Annotated in this window: 16 protein-coding genes and 1 pseudogene; 5 read left to right on the forward strand and 12 right to left on the reverse strand. The window is 32.3% G+C overall.

Annotation, left to right across the window (positions count from 1 at the left end):
- Together JOC49_RS13540 and JOC49_RS11215 are read left to right on the forward strand one after the other, a co-directional pair.
- Positions 1 to 191, forward strand: a pseudogene (locus JOC49_RS13540) (transposase); the annotation flags it as partial.
- Between the two features lie 193 nt (positions 192 to 384).
- Positions 385 to 939 carry a recombinase family protein gene (locus JOC49_RS11215; RefSeq protein ID WP_204665130.1) on the forward strand — a complete coding sequence of 185 codons (555 nt, stop codon included), beginning with the start codon at positions 385 to 387 and terminating at the stop codon, positions 937 to 939.
- Here the strand turns inward: JOC49_RS11215 and JOC49_RS11220 are convergent.
- Complete coding sequence (locus JOC49_RS11220) at positions 926 to 1,087, reverse strand: hypothetical protein (RefSeq protein ID WP_204665131.1); 162 nt, start codon at positions 1,085 to 1,087, stop codon at positions 926 to 928. The genes JOC49_RS11215 and JOC49_RS11220 overlap by 14 nt on opposite strands.
- Positions 1,077 to 1,862: a ParA family protein gene (locus JOC49_RS11225; RefSeq protein ID WP_204665132.1), complete on the reverse strand. Its 786-nt coding sequence runs from the start codon at positions 1,860 to 1,862 to the stop codon at positions 1,077 to 1,079. Before JOC49_RS11225 ends, JOC49_RS11220 begins: the two co-directional genes overlap by 11 nt.
- A 155-nt stretch (positions 1,863 to 2,017) precedes the next feature.
- Between JOC49_RS11225 and JOC49_RS11230 the strand changes: the two genes are divergently transcribed.
- The 3 genes from JOC49_RS11230 (at position 2,018) to JOC49_RS11240 (ending at position 3,524) form a co-directional block, all read left to right on the forward strand.
- On the forward strand, positions 2,018 to 2,233 hold the full coding sequence (locus JOC49_RS11230; RefSeq protein WP_204665133.1) for a helix-turn-helix domain-containing protein: 216 nt from the start codon (positions 2,018 to 2,020) through the stop codon (positions 2,231 to 2,233).
- Between the two features lie 91 nt (positions 2,234 to 2,324).
- Entirely contained in the window at positions 2,325 to 2,837 is a 513-nt protein-coding gene (locus JOC49_RS11235) for a cupin domain-containing protein (RefSeq protein ID WP_204665134.1), read from the forward strand.
- A 24-nt stretch (positions 2,838 to 2,861) separates the two neighbouring features.
- Positions 2,862 to 3,524, forward strand: a complete 663-nt coding sequence (locus tag JOC49_RS11240; protein WP_204665135.1) for an HD domain-containing protein — start codon at positions 2,862 to 2,864, stop codon at positions 3,522 to 3,524.
- Positions 3,525 to 3,935: 411 nt separating this feature from the next.
- On the opposite strand, the gene JOC49_RS11245 is transcribed toward JOC49_RS11240, so the two are convergent.
- The 10 genes from JOC49_RS11245 to JOC49_RS11290 all read right to left on the reverse strand — a co-directional run bounded on the left by JOC49_RS11245 (position 3,936) and on the right by JOC49_RS11290 (position 19,440).
- Positions 3,936 to 7,871 carry a tetratricopeptide repeat protein gene (locus JOC49_RS11245; RefSeq protein ID WP_204665136.1) on the reverse strand — a complete coding sequence of 1,312 codons (3,936 nt, stop codon included), beginning with the start codon at positions 7,869 to 7,871 and terminating at the stop codon, positions 3,936 to 3,938.
- 115 nt (positions 7,872 to 7,986) lie between these two features.
- Entirely contained in the window at positions 7,987 to 9,222 is a 1,236-nt protein-coding gene (locus tag JOC49_RS11250) for a hypothetical protein (protein WP_204665137.1), read from the reverse strand.
- Between the two features lie 132 nt (positions 9,223 to 9,354).
- Positions 9,355 to 10,254, reverse strand: a complete 900-nt coding sequence (locus JOC49_RS11255) for a hypothetical protein (protein WP_204665138.1) — start codon at positions 10,252 to 10,254, stop codon at positions 9,355 to 9,357.
- Between the two features lie 136 nt (positions 10,255 to 10,390).
- Positions 10,391 to 10,732, reverse strand: coding sequence for a hypothetical protein (locus JOC49_RS11260; protein ID WP_204665139.1), 342 nt, complete (start codon positions 10,730 to 10,732; stop codon positions 10,391 to 10,393).
- Positions 10,733 to 10,870: 138 nt separating this feature from the next.
- Positions 10,871 to 11,590: a hypothetical protein gene (locus JOC49_RS11265; RefSeq protein ID WP_204665140.1), complete on the reverse strand. Its 720-nt coding sequence runs from the start codon at positions 11,588 to 11,590 to the stop codon at positions 10,871 to 10,873.
- Between the two features lie 168 nt (positions 11,591 to 11,758).
- Positions 11,759 to 13,666 (reverse strand): DEAD/DEAH box helicase, encoded by a 1,908-nt coding sequence (locus JOC49_RS11270; protein WP_204665141.1) that lies wholly within the window; start codon positions 13,664 to 13,666, stop codon positions 11,759 to 11,761.
- Positions 13,656 to 14,873: a ParB/RepB/Spo0J family partition protein gene (locus tag JOC49_RS11275; RefSeq protein ID WP_204665142.1), complete on the reverse strand. Its 1,218-nt coding sequence runs from the start codon at positions 14,871 to 14,873 to the stop codon at positions 13,656 to 13,658. The genes JOC49_RS11270 and JOC49_RS11275 overlap by 11 nt, the downstream gene beginning before the upstream one ends.
- Position 14,874: 1 nt before the next feature.
- On the reverse strand, positions 14,875 to 17,622 hold the full coding sequence (locus JOC49_RS11280; protein ID WP_204665143.1) for a DNA-directed RNA polymerase subunit alpha C-terminal domain-containing protein: 2,748 nt from the start codon (positions 17,620 to 17,622) through the stop codon (positions 14,875 to 14,877).
- Positions 17,623 to 17,960: 338 nt separating this feature from the next.
- A complete protein-coding gene (locus tag JOC49_RS11285; RefSeq protein ID WP_243423705.1) occupies positions 17,961 to 18,848 on the reverse strand; it encodes an ADP-ribosylglycohydrolase family protein in 888 nt (295 codons plus the stop codon).
- A complete protein-coding gene (locus JOC49_RS11290) occupies positions 18,790 to 19,440 on the reverse strand; it encodes a vWA domain-containing protein (RefSeq protein WP_204665144.1) in 651 nt (216 codons plus the stop codon). Before JOC49_RS11290 ends, JOC49_RS11285 begins: the two co-directional genes overlap by 59 nt.
- Between the last annotated feature and the right edge of the window lie 14 nt (positions 19,441 to 19,454).

The raw sequence follows: 19,454 nt of genomic DNA on the forward strand, positions 1-19,454 counted from the left end.
CGCTAATTGGAAACATGTGGAGCAACTTTATAACTACACCGAAGCCATTCGCAAAGTCATGTACACAACTAATGCCATTGAAAGCGTCAACTCAAGCTTTAGAAAAGTAACCCACAAAGGGACTTTCCCTAATGAGAATGCTGTTCTGAAAGTTCTTTACCTTAGAATCCTTGAACTCTACGATAAATGGTCCAGAAGGTCCTGCTCCAACTGGGCAACTATTTTGAACCAAATGATTCTGATTGAGGATTTATCTGATCGGCTTATCCACTACCAACAATTCGAGTAGTCAAAACTTATAAGTTTTGACTGGATTTTCCACCGAATGGAAAATCAATACTTTCACTTTGGTCATATCTTATGGTCAAAAAAAGGAGGCTAAAAATGGTATGTGGATACGCCCGTGTCAGCACAAAAATACAAGAGAAAAATGGCAACAGTTTAGACTCACAGGAAGAGCTACTTAGGGATTCCGGTTCAAGAATCGTCTATAAAGAATCATGCTCTGGAGCTACGCTGGACAGGCCAAAACTAGGCGAACTTGTTCATGCTCTAGAACCTGGTGATACACTTATGGTAACTAAATTGGACCGCCTAGCCCGATCAGCCCATCAAGGCATCCTATTTATCGATCAGCTGCTTGGTCACGGAATCAAGGTCCATGTTCTGAACATGGGACTTATGGATAACACGCCTACCGGCAAGCTCATTCGGACAATTCTTTTTGCCTTTGCTGAATTCGAACGTGACATGATTGTCGAACGGACTCAGGAAGGACGAAAACTATCTGGAAACTATGGCGGTAGACCCTTGAAATATGGGCGTGAACAACTGGAACATGCACTACATTTACTTGGAACTAACTCCTACTCCCAGGTCTCAAAAATGACTGGAATATCGGTCAGTACGATCTATCGAGCCAAGCTCAAACTGGGATAGGAAAACCTAACTTACACACTTTAGTTGACAAACCCGTTCCAACTTTTAAAGTCGAAACCCCTTCATCTTTCGATAAAGGGGTTTCATCATAATCGTCTCCAAATATTGAAGCGAACGTCTCTGTCTTTTTAGTTTTATTATTGTCCATTATTAATCAACTCCTTTGTGAATGCCTGATATGCAATAGCAGCTTTATTAGTAGGCATGTAATCTACGATACTCTTACTTTGAAGATTTGCTTCTCCAACCTTTACCGATTTAGGAATCTTTGTGTCAAATACTCTGATATGCTCTCCATAGGATTCCTCAATCATTTCAAACATGTTCTTTGACAGGTTTGTTTTTTCTTGATACATTGTAAGTAGGATCCCTTCAAATGATATATTGGGGTTAATTCTTTTCTTAAGTTTGAAGATTGTTCTAAGTAATAGCTCAAGACCTTTGACTGACAAATATTCAGGTGTTGCAGGAATTAAAATGCTATCACATGCTGCTAGAACGTTCAAAGTCATTAATCCTAGTGAAGGCATGCAGTCAAGAAGGATGTAGTCATAATCGGACTTTACTTCATCAATAATTGTCTTGAGAACATATTCCCTGCTGAACGTACTGGCAAGATTGATTTCAATTGCCGATAGCTCAATGCTACTTGGAATAATATCTATACCTTCTCTTTGGATTATAAAATCTTCCTTTTGAGGAAAGTCATTTTCTGAAATGATATCCATCATCAAATGATAGAGTGTCTTTTCCAATTTCTCTGGATTTTCAATCCCAAAGCAATCTGTCAGGCTTGATTGATTATCACAATCTACTGCTAGCACCCTGAAGCCTTCTTGACTTAAAGTACTTGCTAAATTCCTACAAGTCGTTGATTTGCCTACGCCTCCTTTTTGTGATGCTATACCAATTATTTTACTCATTATTTTTTGCTCCTTTCCGATATTCACTTTATAGTGTGATTTTAAGCTATAAGATTAATCAGCTCAATACTTCGCTTATTCTGGAATTACAGGAAGTGAATATGTTGCAGATATTCACTCTTAGGTGTATTATTTAACTTAGGCAGGTGATTTCAATGAAACTTACAATGGGAGAGAAGCTACGCATTCTACTGAAGAGAAAAAATGTGACTATTGTTGAACTAAGCAGAAGACTTGGTACAACTAATCAGAACATGGCAAACAAACTGAAACGAGATAACTTCTCAGTTAAAGAACTAGAAAATATTGCAAAAGCACTGGATTGTGAATTTGAAGGGTATTTTGTAGATAAGAATGGGGATAAAGTTTAATAGTAATTCATATAATAAGTAATATAGACCTTTACTAATATTTGAAATATTGAGATTCACATAAAATTGATAATCGAAAGAAGGGATACATATGCCGAGTATTTTTAATAAAGATAAGCTCGAAATGAAATTAGTTGAACCAGAATTAGAAGAATTCACATGGAAAAAAAGTAGTAAATTGAATGCTATAGTACAATCTGATGATTATGTATTTGACGTTAAAACAATCGGACCTGGTAAATTTTCATATCCATATCACTATCATTATAATAGCGAGGAAATATTTGTCGTATTGAAAGGGAAAATTACTTTACGAACTCCTGAAGGTTTTCAAGATATAACAGAAGGAGAGTTTGCTTTTTTTGAAAAAGGTCCAAGTGGTGCACATCAACTGTATAACAATACTGATGATATATGTACCTATTTAGATATAAGATCAAAAAAAGAGTTAGATGTATGTGAATACCCTGATTCTGAAAAAATTAATATTATGAATGCTCGTAGCATGATTTTTACGAAGGGACAAGAAGTTGATTATTTTTATAAAGAAGATGATGTGCTCAATAAATGGATTAAACTTGGATTTGAATTCAATAAAAAATAGTAATAACGAAAGAGGATAACAGATATGAACAATATTAAAAAGACACTTGATTTCTTATTATCTGCGTTTGAAAATGCGAATAATGAATTCTTTAATAAATACCCTGAAGAAAAGCAATATAGACTTGACCATACAATGCGAGTTGCAAATTTAGGGAAAAAAATCGCTGAAAATGAAGGCTTAGATGTAGAAGGTATGGTAATCGGCTGCCTTCTACATGATATTAGTTATATAAAGCCATTCAATAATGAAGAAGATTGGAAAAATCATGGTAGAGAAGCGGCTAAATTATCAAAAATGTTTGTTAACAGTTTAGACTTAAACGAGGCCACTAAACGTGATATTCTTTATGGAATTGCAATACATGTAGATGATGAAGCCGATTATGATGGCGAAAGAACTTTATTTGCAGAAACAATAGGAGAATGTGATAATATTGATCGTTTTGACAAATTTAGGTTATACGAAAGCCTAAAGGAAATAGACTTAAAATCAATGACTTTAATTGAACAAATATCTTTCTGTGAAAATAAAATTAAGAGACTCAACTCACTTAAAACAACCTATACTTTTAAAACAGCTACATCAAATAAGTTATGGAATGAAAATTTAGATTATCAAATAAATTATTTTTCATTATTGCAGTCACAATTAAACTCAAGTAATCCTGATTTATTGTTAATTTAAATTCTCTTTTTTCATTGAATTCTAAAAAACGCGTGCTCAAAAATGAGTACGCGTTCTTAGTATTTTTACATTAAATTATTTTGATTTGCTTTCGTAATCTCATGATTTTAATGTACTTTAATGTTCCTATTCAAGCATAGTTTGACGACACAATTCAAAGGCAGTCAAAAGGCAGTCAGATGACCATCTTTAACGCCTGAAACAACCTAATATCAACCCTTTCAGGAATTTAGTTCCTTATTCCCACTCTGTGAATTGTACTTTTCACACCTTCTCAGAGCTTGATTTTTGTACCTTTCATCTCAATAATTTCAAATATCAATGGCTTTATTTAATGGCTTCAATGATAAATAGTACGTTTTTAGTACGGAAATTTGAAACTCTTTTTTAAAACTTGGTGTACTATATATTTTAAAATCGATCATAAAATCGAACAAATATTTCAATAAAAATTTTTATTAAATTTTTAGCAAGATTCTTATCCTTTAGTAAATCAGCCAATAATTCACCATTATTATAGTACCAGTCAATAAACTTTTGTCCTAGCCAATATTTTGACAATATACTATCCCTGAAATTCCTTAATCTTACAACGCAATAATGATTATTATCTTCAAAAACAGCTGTTGCCACAAAGCAGTTAGGATTTGTATCTTGATAAGATTCATCAATATCTATTGGTTTTGCTTCCTCTTTCATGCCAGTCAAACCATCACGTAACTGACTAATACTTTTAGAATCACCTATTAGATTTAAATAAAATTTAGGGTAACTATTACTTAAAATTAACAACCTCGAAACATCAGCCCTCCATTTTATGTCATCAATCTGTATATCTGTAAATTTATTATCTTCTGAAATCTCTACGTCGTATAGTTTTAATGTCCCAAAAACAAATTCTAATGTTATATACAACTTAATTGTAAGTCCTACTGGCATTCTTTTAAAATACACATTACAATAGTTGTTAGACAGCTCATCATCAGATAGTTGTAAACTTAAATCACCTTGCTTTATTAACAAAGAAATATCTCTTTCGCTATAACCTTCTATATTGCTCAAATAGAATTCCCCATTAAAGTCTTCTTTAATTCCAAAAGATTTCATAATAAGATTAATACTATCTAGATTTGAACAAATTTCTTTTATTTGATTAAGATAATCAAAATCTTGATTCTTTATAAACTTAACTATTGATCCCCTTCTATAACTATCATTTGAAATTAGAGTCTTTAAATTCGCCACATCATTTTTCAATATCAGAAGCAGCAGTTCTCTTTTTCCCTCTCCTTCATGAGAAATCAATTGGTATAATTTTTCCCATTTTCCAAATCTGTCAAACGGACAAGTATTCAATAAAGTTTCATCATCCTTGATTTTCCCATAGATTAAACTCCAAAATCCTCCATCAGAAAAAAATTTATGTGACCGCCCTACAAATAAAAGTTCAATATCATTATATGTTAAACTTCTAAATTTTTCATCAATAAAAAAAGAAAGAATTGTTTTTGACTCATCACGCAAGAGTTTATCAAATAATTTATTCCCATGTTGTTTCCACTGGGTATTAAAATAATCAACAATTTCGGTCTTATATACTTCAGTTGAAGAAAATTCATCAATACAGTTAATGTCTAAGCTCAAAGCTTTAAGAATAAAATCTACATCTTCTCGGATCTCAGAACTAGCAAATCCTATTACACCAATTGCCCTTTCAATTTCAATTATTTTTAATAAATATTCTCTATCAGAGCATAATTCTCCTGTTTTTTGATTCATTTCAAGTATTTTGGAATAACCAATTCTAAATCCTTCTCTCCCAACCAAACCAACTTCATACTCTTTATGATTATTTTCTTCCTCTACATCGATAGAACTCGCCTTTTCAAGATTGTTCAATATTATTTTATCTTCAGCATCTTTAGAAGCAAAATGAGTCTCTAATTTGGCTTGTGCTTCTTCTTGCCCTTGTTCAGCTGCTTTTCTATACCACTTAATTGCTTCTTCACAATCTTGTTCTACACCAGTACCGTTATAATAGCATTCACCTAAGTTGAATTGCGCTTCAGTATGCCCTTGTTCAGCTGCTTTTCTATACCATTTTACTGCTTCTGTATAGTCTTGAACCACACCAAATCCGTTTTCACAGGCTATGCCTATGTTGTTTTGAGCATCTGCATTCTCTTTTTTAACTGATTTTATAAACCATCTTAACGCTTTGGAATAGTTTTGAGACACCCCATCCCCAAGTGCATAACATAAACCTAAGTTGTTTTGTGCTATATCATGACCTTGTTCAGCTGCTTTATTATACCACTTAACCGCTTCTTCGTAGTCCTGTGCTACACCATCTCCGCTTACAAATAGTGCTCCTAAGTTGTTTTGCGCGTCTGAATGCCCTTGTTCAGCTGCTTTTCTATACCAATTCGCTGCTTCTTCATAGTCTTGATTCACACCATCTCCGTTTTCATGGCATAGACCTAAGTTAAATTGCGCTTCAACATGACCCTGCTCAGCTGCTTTTTTATACCATTTTACAGCTTCTTCGTAGTCCTGTGCTACACCATCTCCGTTTTCATAACATAGACCTAAATCAAATTGCGCTAATGCATCCATTGGTTCTTCAGTTTCAATACTATCCATTAAATCTGTTTTAAAAAGTTGATTACTTTTGGAATGTTTTTTTTCATCAGCCATATAATCAAACAAAAGCGCAACAATTAATCCAGCAGTGGTTGCACCGTTTCTAACAAATTTCAAGGATAAGCAGTCATCATGAAAGCCAGTTAATGACAAATAGTTATTACCTTGTTGTTCGAGATTCATCCAAAACCTTACAACAAGATTTGTGAAATAATATACACCATCTACAAGTTTAAGATTTTTTGATTTTTTTTCTTCTGAAATCCATATTTTTTCAAAATCTTCACGATAGCATTCTAACACGTACTTAATGCTGTCAAAATTTTTCTCTTTACTCATAAGTTTATTTATATTTGTTTGTTGGCTTACGCAGAAAGAAGCAGTATAGAATTTTTCTATATAATCATAAAAGACAAACATATCCCTTAAATAAGTGAATAAATCATAGTAGTCTTGATTAGTCTCTGATTCTTCAATAAAATTATTCATTATCTTTCTTACGATGTTTATATACCAATCCTCTTCTGCTTTTCCAATTTTAATGTTTCCATCAATTAATCTGTTAACAATTGCTGAACAAACATCTGGATTAATATACTCATATTGATCTAACGGATTGGCATTTAATGATTTTTTATTTTCAAAAAAAATATCGACTTCTTGATACAATTCTTCCCATGAAGCTGCTATTTTTTCAAGAAAGTTTGCCGCTTTATGAGCTTCAGAATCACCAGAATATTGTTTATCAATGTGTACTCGCAAATTCTGTAGTGTTTCTTCATTTTCTATATTCAATACATATTCAGTTAGAACATAATATTTTTTTAAGGTTCTTCCAATTTCAGTGAGGGTCATAAAATTAAGAGCAATTTCAGAGCTGAAAATAGTTTTGTTTTTCTCTCCAAAATTTTCTTGAACATCTTGATAAAACCGTGAAAGAAAAGAGTCCGCGCTAGTTATATAAGTCTCATCAAAATTACGTATCTGATACATTAAACCATGCATATCCAGTAATTCTAATTCCCTTTTTATCTGTTGATCAGCGTAAGCATTGTCTAAATTATAGATACTTAAATTTCCATTGTTTACACTGTATGTTTCGTGATTGTTGTCAGAGTCATCAAATTCATTTCCAAATATACTGAACTCATCATAGTCATTTGAATCATTAAAACCAAGATAGTTTAAGAACCTATCAATCTCAATATCAAAGGCCTTTGAGCAAAACATGACATACTCAACATATTGTTTTAGGTCAATAGTCTGTAGATCATCTTTAAAACGGCTTTTATATTCATTACTACTATATAACTTAGTCGCTTCATCAAATGTAGACAAGGATAAGAGTTTTTCAGTTCCATATTCATTCATAATATAATTGAAATTTAAATACTGACTATTATGCCTAGACTGCATCCTTCCCCACCAAAACAGTTCCTCTGAACTAATCAAGTCTTCAAATTTGTCTTTTAAATACTTTTTACAGAATTCGTTAATAATTCGACCTAATAACTCATAAGTAATTAACGCTTCAGGGAACTCTTTCGGGTCCATTTGGTGTACTGAAATAATGTATTCTTGTCCCACTTTAAAGTACAACTCTTTAAGCTCCTCTAAATTACCCTGAAAATTATTAGAGTAAGAACTACTAAATATCTCCAATGCTTCTAGAACTTTATTGAACTCATTTCTCTGAGATAACATTAACTCAACATCCTTTCCCTAAAATTAAGCTGTTTATTCACTTCAACAACACAAATTTTACTAATCAATTGTGAGAACCTACAACACATTCCATTTTGTCAATTAGAGCATGTACTCAAATATACTCATCATCTTCACTAATTTCTTGTGCAAATTTACCTAAAAAACGAAATTCTATTTGATCTATATATTTATACTTAATGTTATCAGATCCTTCAAGCTTGGAATTTAAGACTACTTTTCCAACTTTCAAACCATATTCAGGATGAAATTTTTCCAAATTCGTTAATGTCAAATCTCCATTTACACATGGATTGAACCCATTTGGTAGTTCAACTAAAGATCTAAGATCTAAATTTTTTCCTACCTCAAGACTAAATCCATTTGGAAGCTCAAGTAAAGAGTTGAGCCACAAGGTTCCTCTTACTTTTGGATTAAATCCATTCGGAAGTTTGAGCAAAGATTCAAGGACCAAATCCCCTCCTACTTTTGGATTAAAACCATCTGGAAGTTCAGTCAAAGAATTAAGTTCCAAGTCCCCAGTAATGAATAGATCAAAATTTTCAGGCAATTTCCTTAATGAACAGAGGGTTAAGTTTCCTGCAATATTTTGTTTAAACCAACTTGGATACTCTTTGAGTGAATACAATCTGACGTCTCCACCTAATTCTAAAACAATATCTCTAGGTATGCTTCTAAGTCTGTCAGCCGAAAAATATCCTCCTACTTTTAAGTATGTGCCTTTTGGCAGTCGCTTTAAGTTATCTAAATGGCAATGACCAGGTATGTCCATCGAAAAATTTTCAGGTAATTCACTCAGTGAATCTAAGCATAAACTTCCACAATTAATTCTATGTTTACTAGGAAATTGCTCTAACAGAGGCAGATCTAACCACCTACCAACTGAAATTACAACATCTTCTGGCAAATATTTAACTGTATCAATTCTTAAGGATCCTGTCGTTTCTATTTCAAAGTTTTTTGGTAATCTTAAACCCTTACCTCCATAACTTACCTGGCTATTATTTCTTCCTGAAATATAATATCGTTCTTCAACACTAAGTTTTTCCCCTAAAGTTAACCACCCATCAACTTCCAATTTGAGTCTTTTAGGTAGAATTGTGACACCACTCAGATCTAAATCGCCTTTTACTTTAAGATTAATCATCCTTGGAAGTTGCTTTATACCCGTTAGATATAAGTCGCCCTCAACCTCCAAAGTCAAATTTTCTGGTAGCCTCTCTAGATGAGCAAGATTTAAATCACCCTTAACTGTATGCTTAAAATCTTTGGGCCACTCATTGAGATAATATATATCCAAATCATCTGTGTATTGAATTTCATTTTTCATCTTCATAATCTCCAAATTATTAGTTTTATTCAATAATTAGTACCTACTTTTGATTAATTCAACTTCACTTAGCCCCTTGTATTCTCGACCTTTTGAGGTTCTAAATTGCAAATAGTCAACTCTTTGTGAACATTATATATCAAGTATATTTTCTGCAATCGGTTTGCCATATTCTTCTATAGATATTGAAACTTCCTCTATAATCCACTCAAAAAACTCCTCCTCACCATAATCATTAATGAAAGGTTCTGCATCATATACAAATGACATTTCATAATATAAACTACCTGTACCACTAAGATTTCGATTCAAGAGATCTCCAAAAATATCAATAACTACAATTAATAGCAATTGCTTATCTTTACTTCCTTTTGCACTAATTAGTTTTAGTTTATCCCACACTTCAGAAACAAATTTAAGAATTTGATCGCTTTCAGCTTTATAAATAGAATCAATTTCTGCACTTAGAGCAAATATATCACGATACGAAATAGCTGCTTTTTCACCTTCATAAATTATTTTTTGGTAATTACTACGATCTATAACTGTCATATAATTCTGTGCCGATTTTTCTAGTTGAATTAAAAACATTGCGAATTTCTCATCACATTCAATTTGAAAATATGAATTGAAAATTAAAAATAAATCAACAAACAAGTTAATACGAATAAACAGTTCGTATTCTGGTTTTGGGCTAATCTTATATTCATGAAGCCAATCTTGCACCCGATTGATCCCAACACCATAAAGGAAATACTCGTATTGACATTTTTCAATTATTTCTTCTAAATCTTCAGTCTTTGTAATTTCAAATTTTCTTTTACTTTGCTTCTTTTGTGATATTTGAGAATTATCATTAGTGTTATTATTTATATCTATATGTAGTCCTAATGCTAGGACTTTTAAATCATCACTCTCCATATTTTCAAGGGATATACCATATATATCTTGAAACTCGGGAACTAAAGATAAAAAGCTCTCATAATCAACTAACCTCTTCTTTATCAATTCAACTAATAACATATTATTCATTTTTTAATCTCCTTTCAAAATTCGGTAGCGTAAAGTATTACACCCCTGATTTATTTAACAACACTGTTTTTTCAAAGGATTTCACTATTGCCTAACTTGCTTTCCTGTTATTCTCTTTAATACAATAACTTTTAAATCAATCATCTCTTTTTCGTATTACCTCTTTACACAGTAAATTCATTTTCTGATCGTATAACACGTAATTGATAAACATTAAATTCTTCTTATGCAAGATTGCATAAATAAAGATCAAATCCCTCTTAAATTGAAAACTAAGACCATTGTAGTTGAATGATTCTAAAACCGCTTGAACATCGCTAAAATCAGCTCTATATGCAATTAGCAATTCTATTAATGTGTCTCTTGAAGGCGTCACTTCAACATTAATAACTTTGTAGTAATAGCTTCTTGAAATTGAGATTTCTGTTAATATTTCTCGAAGTTTCCTATTTGAACTTTGAATTATATTATTCAACAAATCAAATGATTTAAATGAACTTTTCCAACATTGCTCGTACCTTTCAATTAACTCATCTATAGTAGATATTGTTTTAATTTCATCAATAATCATTTTCACTCTTTCCTTCCTTGAAAAGCATTGTAATAGTGTTCATAATTATTTCCCGAATTTCATATGACGATACTCAAATTTCTCATCAAATTCAACAATTTGCTCTACATTTAAGTCTCGATCAAAGCAAGTAATAGAATACGCTAAAGATAACCCGTAAGGCTTAATAATATCTGAAACAAGATGTAAATCAGCTGCAAATGATATTTTTGTTTCATAATCAAGATATACTGATGTGCCTAGCATATTCCCTGGATTTTCAAAGTCAATGAAATCATATTTCCCTAATATTTTTTCAACCTCCGAGCAATCTTTTGATTTGAAAAATAGGTTTGATGTTCTGTCTTCTTCATTGAAACTCAAATAATTAGTGGAGCTCATAAACGATTCGCTTTCCAATGGGTAAAGATCTACTAAAACTTGACCAGCAACAAATAGTTTAATATGTTTACGATCTAAAAACTCCGAGTAGTAATGAAACCCTTCATCTGAAAAACAATATATTCCAATTCTATAATTTCCCCCATGTTCTTTTATTAAGTCTTCTATGAACTCTGATGTACCTTCTCCTCCTCCATAAATCATCTCATCAATTGAATAAACTACATAATTCTTTCTTGAGTCATAAGCGAAATTTTCTGAAAGTACATACTCATTCAACTCATTTCCAACACGTTCAGCCAACTTTACAAATATTTCGTCCTTAAAATTCAATTCTTTTTCCTTCGATTCAATACGAATAACAACTTCTTCTGAATAACTCATAAACGCCTCCTGAAATCTTTATTTAATTGCTTAATCATATTATAACTTAGAAGTACGGCGAACTTGTCTCTTGAAAGTAGACAGTTTTTTATACTCATCAACTCTTCAACAATATCAGTCAACTTATAAACTTAATATTCTGTAAATTAATTCGTTTCTTTTAAAGAATCAATTAAAAAGCAAATTTTTAAATATAAACTCAATGTCATCATCCACAGAAGTTAACTGTTCCAAGACATTATTTTCAATCGCGTCAAGCATTATGTCTTCCTTTTCTAATAATCGTTCATAAATCCTTTGATCCAATGAGTATTCACCATCATTTTTATGATTATAATGGTTTTGAACAAAATAATACTGTGTATACTGGTTTTTGGGCAAACCTAATCGATGAATTCGATCTTTTGATTGTAATAAATGAACCAAGTTGAAACTATACTCATAATAGACGGCATTGTGACATACCGAGTGCAAAGAAACCGACTCGGCTAAAGTGTGGGGATTTGTAATCAACACATCAACTTCTCCATTACGAAAAGCATTCAAAATATCTTGACGATTATTTGACTCCGTCCCCCCATATATCACACCTGCTCTAATGTTTCTTGATTCAAGCTCAGTTTGTAACCTGAATATAGAATCAACAAATATGCACCAAATAATTACTGGATCGCCTTGTTTATATAGTGCCTCAACAAGTGACAGACAGGTCATAAATTTCTCTGTCTTGTCAATCGAAGCAATTAAACTCAAAATTTCTTTAGAATAATCTTTATAATCAATATCTTCAATTTCTCCGCTAATGTCTAATATTTCAGAGAAATCTTCGCCATTATTCTCAATAGCATTTAATAACAATTTAGGATTAGTTTCAAGTTGGAGTAGACGGATAATTAATGCAAGTTTATTCTTTGCATACTTCATAAGTAATATTTCAAATATTTTATTCTCAGCATCAGAAGCTTGGGATGCCACTACAATATCCTCATTTGCGTCTGGAACCTGCAATTGTTTTTTGGTAGTCCGACAAAAAAAAGGTTGTATTTTCGAATTGATTATCTCAACATCATCTGTTGTAGGCGATTTCAATTGACGTTCACTAAACCCGAAGAATTCATTGTACTCGTCATGAAATAAAATATGTAGAAGATTATAAATATCTGCATATGAGTTAGGAATAGGAGTACCAGTTAGTGCAATTGTATACTGTGACTCTTTTGCGATTTCAAGAGCAAACTGTGCCCTAATCCCATCCATCGCTTTCACTTTGTGAACTTCATCAAAGACTAGTAAAGTCCTTTGCTTAATCAGTTCAGTTATTTCTGAAATTAGCGAACCAATACTTTCATAATTTAAAAGGATCAGATTTTTATCATTCGAATCAAAGAGTAAAGCTTTTTTCTTGTCTTCTAAGTTTTTGTAATCATGTATGATAAGTTCATTTAATGACTTAGTGTCTTCGAAACACGCTTTGAACTCATCAATCCAAGATCCAAAAGAATTTTTCGGCCCTATCATGATGACTCTATCAACTTGATTTTGGAAATTCAAAATTGAATATACCCCTAATACCGATGATGTCTTTCCCGAGCCAGGAACTGAAAAATTAGCTGCTCTTTTCATAGTCCACATGAAAAATGAATCCCACATTTGCTTTTCACGTAGTTTACGAACCATTTGACTATCAACGGTTGCTTTATACTCATTAAACTGAGAAAAAACAATGCCGAGTTGTTGTTTGATGGCTATCCCCACATTTGATCTTTCATTTATGAATAGCTCCCTATCTTTAATATGATCCTTTACTTCTTTTGCAACTTCAAACACATATCCACGATTCATAGCATCGCGAGAAATTATCTCTATGATTCTTTTATAGTATGGATATGTTAAGTGTACTTTAAATTGAATATTCTGATTTGAAGAATTTGCACTATCAACAAAGCGTTTTAGTTGAATCTTGTACATAGAACTGTTCCAGATTAGCATTGATTCGCCTGAAATTTTACAAGTTAAAATGCCATCACATAAATTTAAACAAAGAGAAGGATTCACAGCATGCTCATTACTCATCATTTAAAGTACTCCTCAATAAATCAACTGCTTTAACAATTGAATTAAGCTTCTCTAGCAGCTCTTCCTTCTGATCATGACTTAGTTTACTTAAAATATTGCTATCAATGAGGTCTAGTGAATCAAACGCTTTTTCAGCTTGTTTGATTGGCTGATTTCTTGTGGTATCACCATCAACTTTGTTTACAAACTTATCAGTTGAGTGTAAAAAATTCTTCTTCAGATTTTCATTTGAACGTATCATGTTGATCTCTTTATTGGATACCTTGGGAAATTTCTGAAGCTCGTCACAAACCTTTTCAACAAACGGCATTTGCTCATCTAAGAATTCATCAAAGAACTTGTTGTTTGAAGCAATTTTCTTGATTTTTCTTGCATGGCGTGTGGTATCACCAAAAGGCTGCATAAGAAATTGTGAAAAAACAGCTAGTTTCAAGTCTTCTTTTTTATCTTCATCTCTAATTTTCTTTAACATCGTATAAAGTTCTTTCATCGGATCAACCAAGTTAAAATGTCGCGCTAAATGGAATTGCTTTGGTGCATTAATAAACTCAAGAAATTCAACCATCAGTTTAGCTTTTTCAACTTCTAATTGAATATCAGACTCTGATTGGTTTACACTATCAGCATACTCACGAACGGTAAGTAACCCTCTATCGATAATATCAGTATACACGCCAACCAGACGTTCGATTGGATTATAACCTACTTTTTCATCAACGCCATGCTGAAGCATTAACTCTAACATCTTAATTTGTTTTGCATTATTTTCTATACTGTGATCCAATATAACTGCATCAAAGTATTGCGTTTTCCCAGTATCACGCTCAATGTTACGTAAACATGTATATCTTCTGTTGCCATCTATAATTCTGCCATCTGATAGAACAACACCACACTCTTGTTGACCAACAAGAGCAATATTATTTTGAGTTTTCCTAATTGCATCACGATTACTATCAGTTATAAAATTATGAATGAGATCATTATAATCAACTCGGTTTTCAAGATCTAGTCTGCTTACATTGTTTTCTGTTTTATACTGTGCAATCCATGTTGCTATTCGGTCATTTTGATCATTGTAGTATAGTTGATCCAATCTTATCTTATAAATTGGATAAGTCCTTGTGATGTTATCAATGACCAATTTTTTATCAGAATCACATGAAACCACAACATTGTTATCAATCCCATCTTTTAGCAAATTCATTTTAGACCTCCTCAAAATATGTTTCATAATCAATATATATTTTTTCTGATATTGCATCAAAAAACAGAGAACTATCTTTGATGACTTCTATCATTCTATTTGAATTGAGCGATAAATTATATTCAATCTTAATAGTATCAATCAAGTCATAAAAATCTATACATAATATTTCTTGAGAATACATCAGATATTCTAAAAAGTGGCTTAGCTTAAAATTATCAGTGCTATAAATCATCAGTTTATCGCCACCAACACGTAGATATGAAATACGGTTTTTATCCTCAATCAAAACAGAAGTATAAAACCAATCATCAAAGCCTAATTCATCTAGTTTATGAGCGAATCCTAAATTTCTAAGGTAATGTAAAGTAAAATATTTGCCTTCGCCAACAAAATTATAGACATCATTACAGTATTCAGCAAATATCTGCTTTGTAATACCCTGCTCCTCTAATTTTCTATAATTGATAAACTTACTAGGGAGGAATTCTATAAGTTCATAATCTGATTTCATACTGTATAAATATGAGGAAAATGAAACGAGCCCTCTCTCCTTTGATGGTATCTCATTTATATCGACAATATCTCTAATTGTTAACAATCCATTAAAGTAGTCCACAACTGAGTCATATTTTTCTCTAAGAGCGTATCCTGAATAGACTTTAAACCCCATATTTTTTATTGAATATGAATTTAGTAGTGAAATATCAACACTAGGAAATTTCATCTTAAAAAGCTCTCTAATCTCAGATAAAAAATAGAGTTCTTTGGTCAACATTTTTTTAAACTCATTTTCTATTTCTATTGGTAATATTTCAAAATCGAATCTATAAATACCGTTATGAAAATATTTTTCAAAAGGATCCATATAATTTGCTAAAACTGTTTCAGCAATTGTTCCATATTCCATTTCATAAGCTTTTGCAAACTCAGTATTACTAATAGGTGCAAGGGCTGTAACCAACTCATAAACCTGATTTTCTCTACTTGGTTTACCAAAAACTATATTAGGCATCCTATTAAAAGTAATATTTTCTATTTTTCCAGATTCACTAAGTTTTTTTAGAAGATTATGAAGCTCATATTCATCTCTTATATCATAACTTTTCATCAAATCCGGATACATTCTAAAAAACTTCAAAGTTGAAATTTCAACATCCTGATATTGATTAAAATTGAGTGTTTCAATTAGCTCGGAGTAATCAAAATTGTCCAAATTATAATACCTAAATCTCTTCTTGTACTTCCAAAGGACCCAATTACAATTATATAATGTGTTCATGTATCCTCTTTCCGAAAAATGAAATTTAGTATTTTCATATAGATCAATGTCTTTTAAAAAGTCATAGTAAATATTTGAAAATTCTTCAAAAGAAATTTCATTTTGAGCATGTGTTTTAATTATGTGTTTAATTAAGTCTGACCTTACACGTGGGACATAATGATCACCAATTTTTATATGATTACGGTGAGCTGCTTTTTCAAATGCCTTTCTTATTATAGAAGGGATAAGTTTATCTTCAATGATTTGATCTAATGACTTCAAATTTTCTACATCTTTGCTCAAATTACCATATCTAATTAATAGATAGGAATATATTTTGGGGTCATTGAGTGATGTATCGAAATCCTGTTTATCTACACGATATCGAGCAAATATGTCCATATAAATATCTTCTTTAAATCTAATATTGGAATTATTAAGTCTATTTATCCCTTTTAATCCAATTTGCCGAATGCGCTCACGCGTTACGCCCAATTCATTCCCAATTTCTTCAAGTGTTTTCCCTTGTATCCTTTGAAATATAATATGTGCTTCCTTTTCTTTTAAAATATTTGGAATCCCCGTTTCAAAGCTTTCATACTCAACAAAAAATCGATTATCACAGAGGATATCAATTTTATTGTTATCCAGTAGGTAATCTAGTATCTGATCAATAATCTCATCATGATTCAGAATTGAGGGTAATCTTCTCATGAGCTCATGTTCCTCTAGACCATAGATATTTTCAGATATCAGATTTAGCACAAAACTTGAACAAGCAGAAAGAAAGTCTTCATTTTCAGTTAAAATAGTGATCAATTCAAGATGATCAGAAAGTTCATGGCAATTATGATTAATAGTAAAAGAAGTAAGCTCATGAGACATCGATTGTAAGATTCTATGTAATACGTGAGGTGAAATTCTTAGAGGATTAGCAATTTCACTTTTGATATAGCTATACAGCAAACTCAAATCTGTTTTTTTGTTAGGTTGATCTTCATTAATTTTCACATTTTCAACTGATGGCGATAAATGCTGATCTCTAAAAATTTCAATTTCTGTTAAAGTTTGGATTCCAATATTACGAAGATTAATGATTTCCTCACTTAACATTTCTTTGAGTTGAGAGAAATATTCTATACCTGCTCGTCTCAAACAATTTTTCGCACGTACACTTAATTCTACTTTATCAATCAACTCATCAATATACTCACATCCACCAGTACCTAAATAGGTTTTCAAATCTTTTTTTTGAAAGCCTTGTTGATTTGTTTCAATGGTATTGATATCACTTAACTCTTTAATTATTTCGAGAATTTCATTAACACTTTTTGCCCCCATATTCCTTATATGTACAAACTGATCTGGGGGATAACTTAAGAGTTGATTTACGGTTATTATTCCATGATTCTTTAAAGCATTGTATGATCTTACTGACAAACCTAGCCTTTCAATCGGATCCATGATATCAATATTTAGTTTCATTATTTACCCCTATACTTTTATTATTTGTAATTTAACTTTTAATTATATATAAGTAGCCTTTAGAAAATTTATACCATATCATTGTAAGACATATAAACATTCCGCCTTAAATAAAACAAGATGGTGTCAAGAAGAAAGAATATTCAGATAAATTTAGAATTAAGGCTAAACATCAAACTCTAATATTCTTTGATAATTTCAAATTCATAGTCCAGATGAATCACAGGCACCTTATTTCAACGACTTTTTTTGATTCGATCAAATCAATTCCAACATAATTGTAACATTTGATGTTGAAAAATATGTCTGCAAATTGCACACTTCTTAAAAATTACACATTATTTTGTTTTATTCCATTCATCATAAATCTCAAAAAACTCATCCTCCAAATACTCCAAAGCCTTCTCCACCATTGCATCAGGCACTCCATAATACGCATCAGCGATGCTCCCAGCTATAGCTGCAAGTGTGTCGCTGTCACCACCGAGTGAAATGGCATTGCGAATCGTCTCTTCAAACGACTCTGACTCAAGAAAAGCTTGAATCGCTTGTGGCACAGTTTCTTGGCATGTTTCATTAAACCTATAAGTTGCTCTAATATCATCAAGACAGAAATCCAAGTTATAATACTGATCGCTAACAACTTTTCGTATCTTATCTTTACCATGACCCGTTCTAGCCAAGAAGATGGCCATCGCGGTGGCTTCTGCTCCTTTCAGGCCTTCCACATGATTGTGACTGACGCCTGTTACCGCTTTTGACAATGCTTTTAACTCCTCTACACTTTCAGCAATTTCAGCCACGGGGCTGATCCGCATCGCAGCCCCATTGCCATAACTTTCATAGGGGCATGGATTTTCACTGAAAATCCACTGCCCAAAACGGCCGCCGTACCCACAGTTAGGATACTTTCTACCAATCGACTGCATATATATGACAGCATTTTCGGCCAATTTATCAAGATAATCATTATTTAATCTAAAATTTTCTTCACCTTTTTTAAATGCTCTTTCAGTCTCCATCAGTGCCTTTGCAACGGCGAGTGTCATAATAGAGTCGTCCGTTACAAAGCACTCATCTGTAAAGAACTCAAATTCCTTTGATTTATGATTATTGAATTCGAATCTTGAGCCTACAATATCACCTATAATTGCACCGATCATGGCTTTACCGCCTTTTCCTGGATTCAAAATCCCGATCAATCCGGTCTTTCCAACCTTTTTCAATGGCGTGTTTAGAACGAATCATACTAACGGTTTCACTAATAACTTCATAATTAAGATTTGTTCCATCGCTATCGGCATGGTAGTTTGCAGCCCGATCTTCTCCAATGCCAAAACGCTTTGCGGTTTCTATAGCATCAATATTGGCCCCAAGAAAAATGAATTCCCAACCGTATCTTTCCTTCTGTTGATCAATCATCCTCTTTATTCTGTCATAAGAGTACTCCACACTGGCATTTTCCATCCCATCCGTAATGATGACAAACATGACTTTTTCTGCGCGCTCAGACTCCGAAGCATACTTCTGGACATTGCCCATTTTGTGGATTGTTTTACCAATGGCATCCAGTAGAGCTGTGGACCCTCTTACAAAATATTCCTTCTCAGTTATCATTGAAACTTTTTCCAGATCATATCGATCATGGAGAAGTTCAACCTTATCGTCAAACAAGACTGTGGTGATATGGGCTTCGCCTTCTTCCTTTTTTTGCTTGGCTAAAACGCTGTTAAAGCCTCCAATGGTGTCACTTTCCAGTCCATTCATGGATCCACTTCTGTCTAAAATAAATACCAGTTCTGTTAATCCCTTTTTCATGATATTGCCTCCAA

Source organism: Fusibacter tunisiensis, from assembly GCF_016908355.1.
Classification (GTDB): Bacteria; Bacillota; Clostridia; order Peptostreptococcales; family Acidaminobacteraceae; genus Fusibacter_D; species Fusibacter_D tunisiensis.

What these genes read in the sequence shown, in the direction of transcription:
- JOC49_RS11215 (WP_204665130.1), top strand. Translation starts at nt 385, where the DNA reads ATGGTATGTGGATACGCCCGTGTCAGCACAAAAATACAAGAGAAAAAT.
- JOC49_RS11220 (WP_204665131.1), bottom strand. Translation starts at nt 1,087, where the DNA reads ATGGACAATAATAAAACTAAAAAGACAGAGACGTTCGCTTCAATATTT.
- JOC49_RS11225 (WP_204665132.1), bottom strand. Translation starts at nt 1,862, where the DNA reads ATGAGTAAAATAATTGGTATAGCATCACAAAAAGGAGGCGTAGGCAAA.
- JOC49_RS11230 (WP_204665133.1), top strand. Translation starts at nt 2,018, where the DNA reads ATGAAACTTACAATGGGAGAGAAGCTACGCATTCTACTGAAGAGAAAA.
- JOC49_RS11235 (WP_204665134.1), top strand. Translation starts at nt 2,325, where the DNA reads ATGCCGAGTATTTTTAATAAAGATAAGCTCGAAATGAAATTAGTTGAA.
- JOC49_RS11240 (WP_204665135.1), top strand. Translation starts at nt 2,862, where the DNA reads ATGAACAATATTAAAAAGACACTTGATTTCTTATTATCTGCGTTTGAA.
- JOC49_RS11245 (WP_204665136.1), bottom strand. Translation starts at nt 7,871, where the DNA reads ATGTTATCTCAGAGAAATGAGTTCAATAAAGTTCTAGAAGCATTGGAG.
- JOC49_RS11250 (WP_204665137.1), bottom strand. Translation starts at nt 9,222, where the DNA reads ATGAAAAATGAAATTCAATACACAGATGATTTGGATATATATTATCTC.
- JOC49_RS11255 (WP_204665138.1), bottom strand. Translation starts at nt 10,254, where the DNA reads ATGAATAATATGTTATTAGTTGAATTGATAAAGAAGAGGTTAGTTGAT.
- JOC49_RS11265 (WP_204665140.1), bottom strand. Translation starts at nt 11,590, where the DNA reads ATGAGTTATTCAGAAGAAGTTGTTATTCGTATTGAATCGAAGGAAAAA.
- JOC49_RS11270 (WP_204665141.1), bottom strand. Translation starts at nt 13,666, where the DNA reads ATGATGAGTAATGAGCATGCTGTGAATCCTTCTCTTTGTTTAAATTTA.
- JOC49_RS11275 (WP_204665142.1), bottom strand. Translation starts at nt 14,873, where the DNA reads ATGAATTTGCTAAAAGATGGGATTGATAACAATGTTGTGGTTTCATGT.
- JOC49_RS11280 (WP_204665143.1), bottom strand. Translation starts at nt 17,622, where the DNA reads ATGAAACTAAATATTGATATCATGGATCCGATTGAAAGGCTAGGTTTG.
- JOC49_RS11290 (WP_204665144.1), bottom strand. Translation starts at nt 19,440, where the DNA reads ATGAAAAAGGGATTAACAGAACTGGTATTTATTTTAGACAGAAGTGGA.